Annotated in this window: 10 protein-coding genes; all 10 read left to right on the forward strand. The window is 30.9% G+C overall.

The window, feature by feature from the left end:
* Positions 1 to 15 precede the first annotated feature (15 nt).
* Positions 16 to 1,530: a class I SAM-dependent methyltransferase gene (locus GC096_RS19640; protein WP_171632536.1), complete on the forward strand. Its 1,515-nt coding sequence runs from the start codon at positions 16 to 18 to the stop codon at positions 1,528 to 1,530.
* Positions 1,531 to 1,562: 32 nt separating this feature from the next.
* Positions 1,563 to 4,142: a glycosyltransferase family 4 protein gene (locus GC096_RS39360; RefSeq protein ID WP_312886309.1), complete on the forward strand. Its 2,580-nt coding sequence runs from the start codon at positions 1,563 to 1,565 to the stop codon at positions 4,140 to 4,142.
* Between the two features lie 27 nt (positions 4,143 to 4,169).
* Positions 4,170 to 5,141, forward strand: coding sequence for a GDP-mannose 4,6-dehydratase (gene gmd, locus GC096_RS19650; protein WP_171632538.1), 972 nt, complete (start codon positions 4,170 to 4,172; stop codon positions 5,139 to 5,141).
* A gap of 20 nt (positions 5,142 to 5,161) precedes the next feature.
* Positions 5,162 to 6,100 carry a GDP-mannose 4,6-dehydratase gene (locus GC096_RS19655; RefSeq protein ID WP_171632539.1) on the forward strand — a complete coding sequence of 313 codons (939 nt, stop codon included), beginning with the start codon at positions 5,162 to 5,164 and terminating at the stop codon, positions 6,098 to 6,100.
* 13 nt (positions 6,101 to 6,113) lie between these two features.
* A complete protein-coding gene (locus GC096_RS19660; protein WP_171632541.1) occupies positions 6,114 to 7,490 on the forward strand; it encodes a sugar phosphate nucleotidyltransferase in 1,377 nt (458 codons plus the stop codon).
* A gap of 47 nt (positions 7,491 to 7,537) precedes the next feature.
* Positions 7,538 to 9,007, forward strand: a complete 1,470-nt coding sequence (locus GC096_RS19665; RefSeq protein WP_171632542.1) for an MBOAT family O-acyltransferase — start codon at positions 7,538 to 7,540, stop codon at positions 9,005 to 9,007.
* A gap of 30 nt (positions 9,008 to 9,037) precedes the next feature.
* Positions 9,038 to 10,771 (forward strand): alginate O-acetyltransferase AlgX-related protein, encoded by a 1,734-nt coding sequence (locus GC096_RS19670; RefSeq protein ID WP_171632544.1) that lies wholly within the window; start codon positions 9,038 to 9,040, stop codon positions 10,769 to 10,771.
* 60 nt (positions 10,772 to 10,831) lie between these two features.
* Positions 10,832 to 11,914, forward strand: coding sequence for an acyltransferase family protein (locus tag GC096_RS19675; RefSeq protein ID WP_171632545.1), 1,083 nt, complete (start codon positions 10,832 to 10,834; stop codon positions 11,912 to 11,914).
* A 266-nt stretch (positions 11,915 to 12,180) separates the two neighbouring features.
* Positions 12,181 to 14,352 (forward strand): hypothetical protein, encoded by a 2,172-nt coding sequence (locus tag GC096_RS19680; RefSeq protein WP_171632547.1) that lies wholly within the window; start codon positions 12,181 to 12,183, stop codon positions 14,350 to 14,352.
* A 24-nt stretch (positions 14,353 to 14,376) separates the two neighbouring features.
* Positions 14,377 to 15,306: an NAD-dependent epimerase/dehydratase family protein gene (locus tag GC096_RS19685; RefSeq protein ID WP_171632548.1), complete on the forward strand. Its 930-nt coding sequence runs from the start codon at positions 14,377 to 14,379 to the stop codon at positions 15,304 to 15,306.
* The last annotated feature ends 4 nt before the right edge of the window (positions 15,307 to 15,310 follow it).

A 15,310-nucleotide genomic window follows, 5' to 3' on the forward strand; every position in this document is an offset into this window, starting at 1 on the left:
GGCTGGAGTTGTTCTATGTTAAAATATGATCAAGAAATCGATATGTCAGTCGAAACTTCAGCTACACTAATACTGAGTCATATAACACCTGGATCTAAGGTACTTGAATTCGGTCCTTCCACTGGCTATATGACTAGATATATGAAAGAACGATTAAATTGCACAATTTATTGTGTTGAAGTTGACGTCGAAGCTGCAGAAATATCAGGTAAATATTGCGATAAAATGATAATTGCAGATCTGGATGATCTGAGATGGGGAAGCGAGCTTGAAGGTGAGTTTTTTGATCATATCGTTTTTGCAGATGTACTTGAACATTTGAGGGATCCTAGTAAAGTACTTAAGCAAGCGGTTTCTCTTATGATGAAAAATGGAACTATATTGACCTCTATCCCAAATATAGCGCATAATGCCATAATTATGGAATTATTACAAGGGAATTTTGATTATCGTTCATTGGGGTTATTAGATGATACACATATTCGTTTCTTTACTAAGAAAAGTATATTAAAGTTACTTGATGAATCAGCTCTAATGCCGATTATTTGGAAAGCTACAATTTTCCTCCCAGAACATACTGAATTTGAGCAAAAATATAGTTCTTTTCCATTAGAAGTTCAAAATGTACTGAAGAATCATGAAGATGGTCATGTTTATCAGTATGTCACTGTATCCAAAAAAGTGGAGGATGTTTTAGGTGATAAAAGAATTGATGAAGATCTAGTTATAAAAAACAAACCTAATCTTGGCGTAATGCAAGTTTTTTGGGAAAGTGATGGCGAGTTTAATGAGTTGAATTCTATTCTTGTTCCATTAGAATACACAGAAGAATTTTATAAATACGAAATTTCATTACCTGAACAAGTGAAAAAAGGACGTCTACGAATTGACCCTATAACCAGACCAGCTTATGTAGAAATCGATAGTATTGAAATATATGATCAGAACAATGCAATAAAGGTAGCGTCATATAGCGAGAATAATCGGTTTGAGGGTTTACTTGCAGGTAAAGATATAGTGCAAATAGATTCGACTTCGGCTTATAAAATTATTAGTATCGATAATGATCCCCAACTGTATCTAGAAGGAATAACTGAAATAACAATAGAAAGCTCACTAAAGTTACAAATAACAATGCGTTTTTTCGAAAACATAGCGGAGAAATTATCCCAAGAAATCAATAAGACGAATCAAGAATTAATGGATAAAAATGAATTATTAGTTCGATCACATGAGCAACTTGATCAACAATCAGAACAATTGATTTTACAAGAAAGACAAATAATTGAAAATCAACAGGATTTGCTTCAAATAAATAATGAATTATTGGACCAAAAAAAGATGTTAGTTATTCAGATCGAGGAAACTGCTGGCTTAAATCAGCAAATTTCTGATATAAATAGGGAAATATTAGAGCTTAATAAAGATTTATTAAAAGCTAAAGCTGAAATAGATGCTTTTGAGTCATCATTATCGTGGAGGCTAACAGCTCCCCTTCGTCGTGTGAAAAGATTGATATTCAAAGGATAATTAGTTTATATATTGTTAAATATATCAAGAGGGTGAGCATAATTAAAACTGCAGTATTTACAATCGTATCGAAAAACTATCTGTCCTTTGCAAGAACATTACTTAGTTCTGCTAAAAATCATCATCCTGAATGGGAGCAATACTTACTGTTGGTCGATGAAATCGAAGGACAATTTAATCCTGAATTAGAAGCTTTTAATGTAGTTACAATGTCTGAGATAAACTTACCGGATTTGAATAAATTTATTTTCCGTTACAACATTCTTGAACTCAACACTGCTGTAAAGCCTTGGATGTTTAGTTGGTTATTTAATGATAAAGGTTTTGACCATGTTATTTATATTGATCCAGATATTTATTTATATGATCGGTTAACCGAAGTGGAAAATGCATTAAATAAAGGGCAGTTATTAGTGCTTACTCCACATCTCACTGGATTTCTTGATGATAATAAACGACCAACAGAGACGCAAATTTTACAAGCCGGTACGTACAATTTAGGTTTTCTTGCAGTTTCTCGCCATCAAGATACTAACCGTTTTCTAGAATGGTGGCAAAGTAAATTAGAATTTGATTGTGTAGTGGATATACCTAATGGCCTATTCGTTGATCAAAAGTGGATGGACTTGATTCCAGGCTTTTTTGAGGATGTTATGATACTTCATCATCCTGGATACAATGTAGCTTATTGGAATTTAAAGCACAGAGTTGTAACTAAAACAGATAATAATTTTCAAATAAATGGGCAGCGTTTAGTGTTTTTCCACTTTAGCGGAGTTAACCCAAGTGATCCAACTGCGCTGTCAAAGCATCAAGATAGGTATACTTTAAAAAATGTTGGAACCGCGGCAATATTAGTTGAAGAATATGCATCTAATGTGATGAAACACGGACATGAACAAACAAAAAAATGGAACTATTTTTATAATAAATTTAATGATGATGTAAAAATAAATGATTTTCTTCGGATTGCCTATAGAAATAATGAAAAGATACAAAGAATTTGTGGTAATAACCCATTCCAAAGTTCCAGTTTTTTTCTGACTACACAGTATAGAGAACAAGATGGTAAAACTAACTTACCTCTTATTACACATATCATGTATACACTTTGGTTATCCAGAAACGATTTGAAAAATGTTTTTTCAGATATATTGGGTAAGGATCGTTTATCTTTTTGCCATTGGTTTATAGATAGTGCAGAGAGAGAATATGGCTTCACAAATGATTATATTGACCCAGTAAAAAACTCGCTAGCTTTTGTAGAAAATGATAATAATCAAATCAAAACGAATAGTGAATCGGAAAACTTAAATACTCATCGAGTATCGTTTGCTAGAAAAATATACAGTTTAGCGATTTGGGCTAAGCCACTTTTAATTAAAATAGTTCCGACTTCTAGTAAAGAGAAGTTGAAAAAATTAAAGGAACAATTACAAAGGAAAGCTTATCCGCCATTTGTAACTAATCTAAATAATACGGATAGGAATCAAACAGCAGAAGTACTTAGTCAAGGTATTAATTTGATTGGGTACTCACGGTCACAAACAGGTGTTGGTGAATCATGTAGGTTAGCTGCACAATCTTTAAATGCTGCAAATGTTCCATTCGGAATAATAAATTATAATGTGGGGAATCCAGCTAGTAATACAGATAACACATGGGTAAATAAGGAGATTGAATCATCACAATATAATGTGAATGTGTTTCATATCAACGCAGATCAAATGCCTGTTGCATATGCGCATTTGGGTTCTGAAGTATTTGAAAATAGATATAATATTGGTTATTGGCATTGGGAGTTGCCTGACTTTCCAGAAGAATGGAAATCTAGTTTCCAATTCGTTAATGAAATTTGGGTACCATCTCAATTTATTATGGACTGCATTTCAAAAAAATCTCCTGTACCAGTTGTCAAAATACCACATGGTATCTCGTTAAATGTGCCAATCGGCATTGGCCGAGAGAGTTTCAAACTTCCAGAAAAACAATTTCTTTTTTTGACAATGTATGATGCATATAGCTATCAAGAAAGAAAAAATCCGAATGCAGTAATAGATGTGTTTAAGAAAAGTTTTGATCAAAACGATGCAACTGTAGGGCTTGTTATAAAAGTGAATCACTCTAAGGATCACCCTGAAGAGTTGAAGTTTCTAGAAGAAAAAATAAAGGGGTATAAAAATATCTATATTCTTGCAGAAACAATGAGCAGGGAAAAAGTTAATGCACTCATTAACTCCACTGATTGTTTTGTATCTTTACATCGCTCTGAAGGTTTTGGATTAGGTCTAGCGGAAGCTATGTATTTAGGAAAACCTGTGGTAGGAACTAATTGGTCAGCAAATATTGATTTTATGAACGTGAAAAATTCTTGTGTTGTTGATTTCGAGTTAGTTCAACTGGGAAAAGATTATGGTCCATATAAAGCATATCAAAGCTGGGCTAATCCTGATTTAGATCATGCAGTATATTATATGAGAAGATTGGTCTCAGATCCTGAATATTATCAACAGATCGCTTCTCTAGGGCAACAAACTATAAAAAATGATTTTTCTCCAGAAGCAGTAGGTAAGCAGGCGGAAGATAGACTGAGGCAACTTGGATTGTTATAATCTCATAAAATTAGAGGTGTTTATAAAATGAAAACTGCTTTAATAACAGGAATTACTGGACAAGATGGTGCTTATTTAGCTCAATTATTATTGGAAAAAGGATATAAAGTATGTGGTCTTGCACCTAGAAGAAGTACTAATGTTAATTGGAGATTGCAATATTTAGGCATTGAGAATGAAGTCGAACTACTGGATGGTGATATAACAGATATATCATCCATTACTAGATCTATCAATAAGGTAAAGCCTACTGAATTTTATAACTTAGCTGCACAAAGCTTTGTTGGAAGTTCATGGGAACAGCCAATTACCACATCACAAGTTACAGGCATGGGTGTATTGAATGCTTTAGAAGCCATTAGGCAAAATGATACAACTATAAAATTTTATCAAGCCTCTACAAGCGAAATGTTCGGTTTAATACAGGAAGATAAGCAATCAGAAAGTACGCCATTCTATCCAAGAAGTCCTTATGGTGTAGCCAAGCTTTATGGTCATTGGATGACAGTAAATTATAGAGAAAGTTTTAATATGTTTTGTAGTAGTGGGATATTATTCAATCATGAATCTCCTCTAAGAGGAATTGAGTTCGTAACAAGAAAAGTCACAGATGCTGTGGCTAGAATAAAGCTGGGCAAGCAAAATGAGCTGAGATTAGGCAATATCGATTCGAAAAGAGATTGGGGCTTTGCTGGCGACTATGTAAAAGCAATGTGGCTTATGCTGCAACAAGATACCCCAGATGATTATGTAGTTGCTACAGGTGAGACTACAACAGTCAGGGACATGTGCAAAATTGCATTTGAACATGTGGGATTACACTATGAAAACTATGTGGTTATTGATCCAAAGTTTTACAGACCCGCTGAAGTTGATATTCTTCTTGGAGACCCCTCAAAAGCAAAGAAGAACTTAGGATGGGAAGCTTCAACGAAGCTTGATTCTCTTATCAAAATGATGGTTGAAGCAGATTTGAAAAGGGTAGAAATGGAGCAATAAATAGAGGGGCATGAAGAGTAATGAGAGTATTAGTAACGGGTGCAAATGGATTTGTTGGAAGGCATCTTATTCATGCATTAGTAAAAAGAGAGCACGAAGTATTCGCTGGAACTCGTAGCAAAGAGGTAATATTTGGCGGGCAAATAATGTCAGGACTCTTAGATATATTAGATGTAGATTCATTATCAAGTATCATATCGAAATTTAAGCCTGACGTTATTGTACATCTTGCAGCTCAATCAATGGTTAAAGAAGCATGGAAACAACCTGAGTATACGTTAAGAACTAATGTAATAGGTACAATTAATTTACTAGAAGCAATTCGAATACTATCACCTGAAACTAAGTTAATTAGTATTGGATCAAGTGAAGAATATGGATTGAGTAGTAAATATGAGAGTATACTAACGGAAAATGTTCCATGCCTTCCTCAAAATCCATATGCTACGAGTAAACACGCCGCGGGTCAATTAGCAATGCAATTTGCGAATAAAGAGAATTTAAATGTAATACATGTGAGACCTTTTAATCATTTTGGGCCAGGTCAAAAAGAAGGCTTTGTCATTAGTGATTTTGCATCACAAATAATAAAGATTGAAAAAAATCTTTCATCTACTAAGTTAAGGGTAGGAAATCTGGAGGCAAAAAGGGATTTTACTCATGTTGCTGATGTTGTTAGAGCATATATTATGTTGTTAGAGCAAAATGTGGCTAACGGATATTATAATGTATGTTCTGGCATCCCCAGAAAAATAGATGATATATTAAAAACGTTAATTTCAATGTCTAGTAAATCAATTGAAATTGAGCTGGATCCTAATAAATTAGTCCCATCAGAAGTACCATCTTTTGCGGGCTCATACGAGAAAATAAAAGAAGCAGTGGGATGGACACCAAAGATTGACATATCTGACGGCATTCATGAGACTTTGGAATGGTGGCGCACAAACAAGGATTAGGGTGAAAACAACTATGAGATTAGTATTACTTTCAGGGGGTTCTGGGAAAAGACTATGGCCTCTCTCTAATGATTCTCGATCCAAGCAATTTCTTAAATTGCTTGAAAGTGAAACCGCTAAAGAAGAATCAATGATTCAAAGAGTTTGGAAACAAATAAAAAGGGTTGAATTAGATGATAAAACAATAATTGCAACCAACAAGTCACAGTATGATATGATTCTGAATCAGTTGAACGAAAAAGTAGAGATTGTCATAGAACCAGAGAGAAGAGATACCTTTCCTGCCATTGCACTATCTGCTACCTATTTATTTTCTGTTCAAAATGTTGACCTAGATGAAATTGTTTGTGTACTACCAGTTGACCCCTATGTCGATGATACTTTCTTTTTGAAAATTAAAGAAACACAGGATGTATTAGAGAAGACAAATGCAGATATGGCATTAATTGGAGTACATCCAACGTTTCCAGCTGAAAGTTATGGTTATATTGTTCCTGCTCAGAATAATTCGGAAAGTGGATTTGTTAAGGTTAGTCATTTCAAAGAAAAACCAAAGAAACAAGAAGCAGAAATATTAATTGCAAATTCAGCGCTGTGGAATTGCGGCGTTTTTGCATTTAAATTGAGATATTTAATTAATTTTATGGAAAGAAACAATCTACCAACAAATTATAAAGAATTATTACATGTTTATAATGAACTTCCAAAGATAAGCTTTGATTACATGGTAGTCGAAAAAACAGAGCGGATAGTAGCAATTCCTTATTGTGGGTCATGGAAAGATTTGGGCACATGGGACTCATTAACAGGTGAAATGGCAACAAATATTCTTGGCAAAGGATTAATAAGCGAAGATTCCAAGGATTCACATATTATCAATGAATTAGGTATTCCTATTGCGATAGTAGGATTATCGAGTATTGTAGTTGCAGCAAGTCCCGATGGTATATTAATAAGTGACAAAAGCAAAAGTCCTCATATAAAAGATTTAGTTAATAATTTTGAAAATCGACCTATGTACGAAGAACGAAGATGGGGATGGTATAGAGTACTGGATTATACAAAAGATGATAGTTGCACAGAAATTTTGACTAGAAGAATCTGTGTTAATGAAGGTAAAAATCTTAGCTATCAATTTCATTCAAAACGATCTGAAATCTGGAATATTATTAGCGGAACTGGTGAAGTGGTGATTAATGGAAGACTTTCAAAAATTAATTCTGGTGACATTATTAAAATAGAAAGTGAAACGAATCATGCCCTCAAAGCAATCACAGAATTAGAGTTTATTGAAATTCAAAGAGGTACTCAATTAATTGAGGAAGATGTTATGCGCATATGCAATGATTGGGATGAAATTCTGTCAAAACATTTAAATAATCCATTCTAATGGAATTTTTTGCATGGGTTATATATTATTTAAGTTAGGTGAAAGCGATGGTATTTAGTAGTCCAATATTTATTTTTTTATTTTTGCCTGTTGTTATATTAGTATACTATTTTATAAATGTGCAGTTTCGAAACTTATTATTACTAATTGCAAGTCTATTTTTTTATGCATGGGGAGAACCTAAAGTAGTTTTCTTAATGATATTTTCAATATTACTTAATTATTCTTTTGGAATTCTGATAGAACATTATAACAAAAGATTAAAAATTTCAAGAATTATTGTAGCAATTGCAATTATATCTAATCTATCCTTTTTAATTTATTATAAATACATAAATTTCATATTGGATAATTTCAACAATTTATTAATCGGTTTTGAAGCTCAACCCATAGTAATAGATAAAGTTTCGTTACCAATAGGAATTTCTTTTTTTACTTTTCATGTAATTTCATACATTATTGATGCTTATAAAGGTAAAACACCAATTCAAAAAAATCCTCTTTTACTTGGACTTTATGTCTCTTTTTTTCCACAACTTGTTGCAGGGCCAATAGTACGATATCACGATATTGCAGAACAACTAACAAAACGTACCGTCGATTTAAATGGTATTGCCTATGGTACGCAAAGATTCGTGTTAGGTTTGGGTAAGAAAGTTCTGATTTCCAATCCGCTTGCTCAGGTTGCAGATCAGATATTCTCTTCTAATACGAATGAGTTAACTTCACCTATTGCATGGTTAGGTATCATTTGTTATACTTTACAACTTTATTTCGATTTCTCTGGATATTCTGATATGGCAATTGGGTTAGGGAGAATTTTCGGGTTCAAATTTCTAGAAAACTTTAATTATCCATATATTTCAAAGTCAATTCAAGAATTTTGGAGAAGATGGCATATTTCTCTTTCTACATGGTTTAGGGATTATTTATATATTCCATTAGGTGGGAATAGAGTCAAAAAATCCAGATTTTATTTTAACTTATTAATTGTTTGGTTAGCAACTGGAATATGGCATGGAGCAAGTTGGAATTTTATTATTTGGGGATTATTTCATGGGTTATTTATTATTATAGAAAGAGTACCTGCTATAAAAAAAGTTCTTGGCGCACTTTGGTCGCCATTTCAACATATTTATGCACTATTGATAGTAATTATTGGATGGGTTTTCTTCAGAGCAGAAGATCTAAATTACGCCATAGAATATTTAAGATCAATGTTTATGTTACAAACGCCGGAAGTCGTAAGTCAGTATGCATCAATGTATTTAAATAATGAAGTATACTTGGCTTTGCTTTTTGGAATCGTTGGATCTACTCCAATAATTAAGAGCTATTCAAAGTTATATGATCTTACGATATTGAAGTTGAATAGTAACAATAATAAAACTTTCAAATACACATTGGGCTATCTAATGCATGCAGTGAAGTTAATTGGTTTAGTTTTAATATTTATTTTCACAATAGCATCATTAGCAAGTAATACATATAATCCGTTTATTTATTTTAGATTTTAAAATTGAAGCTAAATAGTTAGGATTGAGAAAATGACTAGAGGGTACAAGTACAATATAATATTATGTTTATTTTTTTTCGTGCTATGCTTTATCTCAATTTTCTATGTATACAATAATTTTGTATCTGACAATATTAAAGTGAATTTAATAATAGAGATAAAGACAGAGACCGATGACGCATATCAAGTTTTTTATGATACTGGAAAAGGTTTCAATGAAACTGAGTCTGTACCTCAATTAGTAACAAAATCCCCTGAATTTCAAAGAATTGAATTCCCATTACCTGTAACAAATATTAATAGTTTAAGATTAGATTTTGGTTCAAAAATAACACAAATTCAAATGAATGAAATATATCTTCAGTCAAAAACAAATATAATAAATATTACTTCAAAATTTGATTCGAAAAATGATATAGGTCAGTACATCATTCAAGATCAGAAAACAACTGAGATTAATACTATAGGGAATGATGCTTTTATTTACACAAAAAATATTTCTGATATATTTCAAAATATAAATAAACAACCAAATTATTATTTTGATTGTTTATTTATTTCTATCTTCCTTACAATAGTATTCTTTTTCTTTATAAAAGTTAATACGGTAAAAATCAAGGAATTTACTAATTATATAATAAAAAACATAAAACCAAGTATAACAATTGCCTTTTTTATTTTAATACTATTCATTCTTTTTTTCAGCAATTTTATTCCTAAAAATCAAGTAATATCGAATATTGAAAATAGAATATTGACTTCGAAACCAAAGTTCGACATTCATAATATTAATATATTTCCTAACGAATTTGAGAAGTATTTTAATGATAATTTTGCATTGCGCAATCAACTATTGAAAATTAACAATTATACAAAAGTGAAGTTTTTGCATATTTCTCCAAATCCATTAGTAGTTGTTGGGAAAAATGACTGGTTATTTTATACAGGGAATAAAGCTCCTGAATCAATGGATGATTATAAGGGAGTAGTTCGTTTTTCTGATGATGAATTATGGACGATTAAGAATAATCTTGAAGAAAGGAAGGAATGGCTAAATCAAAAAGGCATAACTTATTTATTTTGTATTGCGCCCAATAAACAAACTATTTATCCAGAATATTTACCAAGTAACATAAAGAAAATAAATATTGAAACAAGAATGGATCAACTTGTTGATTTTTTAAATCAATATTCAAATATTGATGTACTTGATTTGCGAAAAGTATTAATTGAAAATAAAGGAAAAGATATGCTTTATTTTAAAACGGACACTCACTGGAATGAATATGGAGCATACTTGGGATATCAGGAAATTTTAAAACGGTTAAGTAATATTTATCCGAATATGCAACCTATACAGATTTCCACTTTTACTCTTACTAAGAGCAATGGTTCTGGCGGAGACCTGGCAAATATGTTGGTTATGAAAAATCAATTTAATGATGACTATATTCATTTATCACCTCAATATAAAACTTTTGCAAAAGATATAAAAGTAAAGACAAATTTATATCCAAACCCTGAAAGCCTTGTAACCAAGCAAACAAATGACTTAAGCCTACCTAATTTGCTTATGTTTCGAGATTCCTTTTCAACTTCATTAATTCCATTGTTATCAGAGCATTTCAATAAAAGTATTTATATTTGGGATCATAAACTTGATGCTAAAATTATTGAGATGGATAAGCCCAATATCGTAATTGAGGAAATTGTTGAAAGACTTATTCCTTCATTATTAATTCCAAACCTAAACGAATTTAAATAAATATGTCGATTTCGATTTATTCTGATAAAAGAACGCAAAATATTAATGAGGGTGGAATATATGGATAGCGGGAAGAGGCTAGATTTTCTTGAAATTTTACGTGTGCTTGCGGTTCTATTTGTTATTTGGGATCATATGGTTGCAAATTGGTTAGATAGAAACAAACAGGTTTGGTTACCACTTAACATTATTCGGGAATACGTAACAAAACCTTTAGCAATAATTCAGGATTTCGGTTTCCTAGGTGTAGTAATATTTTTCCTAATAAGCGGATACATTATCTCTTATGTAATGCAAAAAGAAGGTAGGTTATCTTTTTTAGTAAAGAGGATATTTCGTATCTATCCACCATTAATTTTTTCAATAATAATTATTGTTATATTTTATAAACTACAAGCTCATTTTACAAACCAAGTTATTGATATTAGTCAATTTTCCATATCAAAAATTTTGATTTCAATGACACTTATTAACTATCTTTTTATTGAACAGAACGCAACGAATGGAGTAGCTTGGACTTTAGTAATAGAAATGCTATTTTACATTTTATGTTTTATTATACTTCCATTAATTCAGAAGTATCCAAAGTTAGCAATTTCAACGTTAACATTGATACCATTTATTGTAATATTTGAGAGTAAAAATTTTGGTGCAAACTTTTTTTTGTTTTCTGCTTCTATTGCATATCTTCCATATCTTGTACTTGGTCAAATATTATATTTTGTATATACCAAAAGAATATCAATAGTTGTTTTTTTGATTTTTTCTGTAGTAAATTATATTGTAATAATTTATGGAATAAGAAAAATCCATAATAGCTTTTACGATTTCAGCAGCTCCTACGGAGTATCTTTTGTATATGCTTATTTAATCTTTGTTCTAGCTGTAATGCTACAGAGAAAGATATACTCTATAAAGATCACAGATTTTTTAGCTAAACTTAGCTATTCTTTATATCTAAATCATGGAGTTTTGGGAAGTTTTTTAATTACACTTTGTTATCCATATATCGGGTTTAGTGGGGCAATAACTGTTTCTTTTGTTTGCATTATTATCCTATGCTGTATCCTGTGGAAATTTGTTGAAGAGCCATCTAGACACATAGCTAGGAAATTGTTAAATGTATATGTCAATCAAAAATGAGGAGACTCTGGTATTAACACCCTTCTCAGTATTTTTTCTTCCTTTCGAGATTCCGTACAATTCGTGCTTTCTCTTCAGGATGAACTTTTTTCGGCTGTCTTGTCATACTTTTTATCTTAATTATTTGAGATGGAAGCAAAATTATTAAACAAGTAAGCCTTCTAATAATAAGCGATGTTAAGTGAAGAATAATAATTTAGTAGTTTGAGGAATGAATAATTATATTATAATAGAATAAAAAGTTGATATAGGGAGAGCAAGCGGCAATGATTATGAGAAACCGAACAAATTTATTTCTAATAGTATGCATTTTTATAATCAGCGTATGCATAAGATTCTATTTGAGTCACTTCACTGCTTCCCCTATTGTTTTTGGTGATGAGCTGCTTTGGAGTAGATTAGCAGAATCTCTTCATAATAATTTTAATACTGATTTCAGAGGCAACCATTTTATTTCCCAGAATATATTTTATCCCTTAATAATATCAGTAGCGTACTTCCTTGAAGATTCCGCTTTGATTTATGCAGTAATTAAATTAATTAATTGTATTTTGATGTCCGCTGTCGTATTTCCTATCTTCTTTCTTACAAGGAGGATTTTTGACAATAAATGGTTGGTTTTTATTTTAGTAATCGCTTCTATTTCAATACCTGACATGTTCCAAACCGCACTCATCATGCAAGAACCACTATTTTATCTTGTTATTACAACTACGTTCTATTTTATTTATAGGGAATTTGAAGATCCTGGTAAGTTTTTATCTATTAAATGGAGTATTTTCATTACACTTTTATTGTATTTATGTAATTTTACTAAAGCTACAGGCCTCTCAATTTTTTTGAGCTATATAATTTACTTGAGTTTAAGTTATATTCTATTCAAACATATTAATTTAAAACAATTGTTATTTAAGTACATATTCGTAATAATTAGTTTTGCTTTCTTTTATTTCTTAATGAATTTTCTTGTTAAATTTATTAATGGATTTCCTGAAATAAGTGATCTTTATTCAGGATTATTTTATTTTCAACTTAACTTGGATTTTTTCATAAAAGTCACAACAGGTTTGTTCTTAATTTCATTTTATACCATATTAGCATTTATGATCATGCCAGTGATTGTTACAATAGCGGGTATCTCTAAAAAGAATTCCGCAATCAATCAATTAAATATTTTTATCATACTAAATACTTTTATAACAATTATTATTATTGATTCTATGCTGTTTGTTCGTGAAACTTCTAATTTCATGGAGACAAGAATACATGTGCGATACTTATTTGTCTATTTCATTTATTATTTAATAGTCAGTACTTATCATTTATATAATAAAAACAAAAAAATAATCAATCTCACTCTTATAGTTACAAGTTCAATTATTGCTATTTTATCATCAGCTATACTTGAAAAGTATAAACTTGTATATCCTATGCTTTATGTTGATGCAATGATGCTCGCTTCTTTTAATTTTTACTATAAATACGATATTGTTAAGATACTTTTTAATATTAGTATCATTGGAAGTCTTACAATTTTTGTTTACTGGTTGTGTAAGAAAAAATTTAAACAAACTCTAATTTTTACTTTCGTGGTTGTCTTCATGATATCCTTGTACAATAGTTTTTGTATGTATACATTGTATTCAAGAAATTATTATAATATTGGAAGCGGCTTCGGTAGTAGTGAGTTAAAAAAAGAAATCGTCTCAATCAACAATTATTTGAAAGAGCAGGATAAGGTGAAAAATATTAAGGTATTACTCATGCCGATTACTGAAGTTAAATTGAATGGTGGTGACACTTTTCGAATTGATAGTTTAGAAAGTATGCTTAATGTGAGATACAGTGTATTGGCTTTTGAAGAAAGTATCAATGAATCGTTCAAAAATGGAGTATTCAATATTGAAAATTTTTTTCCGATTGGGTATAAATACACTAACTCTACTAAAGAACGATTTGGGAAAATTGATTACGTTATTACAACGGTTGATAATGTAATCTTTGATGGTTTAATCCCAGTATCAATTGATGGTGTAGGTAAATACTATAAAATTTATAAAGTAAACGATGAAAGAGGAATATTTAGAGTTTCTCAAATGATTATTGATAGACATAAAGATATGTGGACCAATGGATTAACTAAAGTACGAGTTTATTCAGATAAACAAGATATTAATTTAGAATTTAATTTAAATGCCCAGGCAAACCCAGTTGATCCTAAGCTAATAATTACAGATAGTACAAATCACGAAGAGATTACGATAGTGAAACGATTAGGCAGTACTTATAACTTCAGTGCACATAAAAAAATAGAAGATCCATATTTTGAAATTACATTGAAAAGCACAGACGTCTTTATTCCTAGTAAAGTAATTCCTAATTCTTTGGATCCTAGACAACTGTCATTCAGATTGCTGGATATTAAAATAATAAACTGAAGGATTGAAGAGGTGGGTTGCTATATGCGTGTAGTAGTCACAGGTGGATGTGGTTTCATTGGTTCTCATATTGTTGAACGATTAATCAAAGAGAAACATGAAGTGCTAGTGATTGATAATTTATCAACAGGAAAAATTGAAAATATTAATCTTAATGAGGTCATTTTTCATCAGATCGATATTCTTGACCAAAATCTTAATGATATATTTCATCAATTTAAACCCCGAATTGTGTATCATCTTGCCGCTCAGATTGATATACAAAAATCAATGAAAGATCCTAAATTTGACGCTGACAGTAACATTAAAGGAACTATTTCACTATTAGAATGTTGTAGAAATGTTGGAGTACGAAAAATTATATATGCTTCATCAGCTGCAATATATGGGAATCCATTATACTTACCTATAGATGAGAAACATTCTAAAATACCTTTGTCATTCTATGGATTATCAAAATTTACTCCTGAAAGTTATATTAAATTATTCTCAGAACTACACGACTTGAAATATACTATTCTTCGTTATGCGAATGTATATGGTGAACGACAAGATTATAAGGGGGAAGGAGGGGTTGTTTCCATTTTTTTGAATAAAATATTGAAAAATGAAGCTCCGTACATAAATGGCGATGGGGAACAGTCTAGGGATTTTATTTATGTTAAAGATATTGCTGAAGCAAATTTAGCCGTTATGGATGCTGGAGATAATGAAATATACAATATAAGTACCAATATTCCTACCAAAATTAATACTTTATATCAGAATATTATATTGAGCTGTGCTAGAACACATATTATGCCAATTTATAAAGAGTCAAGAAAAGGAGATATTTTGGATAGTTATTTAGATAATCAAAAAATAAAAACTCATTTAGGTTGGGAACCTAAATATACGTTAATTGATGGGATAAAGGAAACTTTGAGAAATCAAAGGAGTAATAATCTACTTTAGAAGA

It is taken from the genome of Paenibacillus plantarum, assembly GCF_013141695.1.
GTDB lineage: Bacteria > Bacillota > Bacilli > Paenibacillales > NBRC-103111 > Paenibacillus_E > Paenibacillus_E plantarum.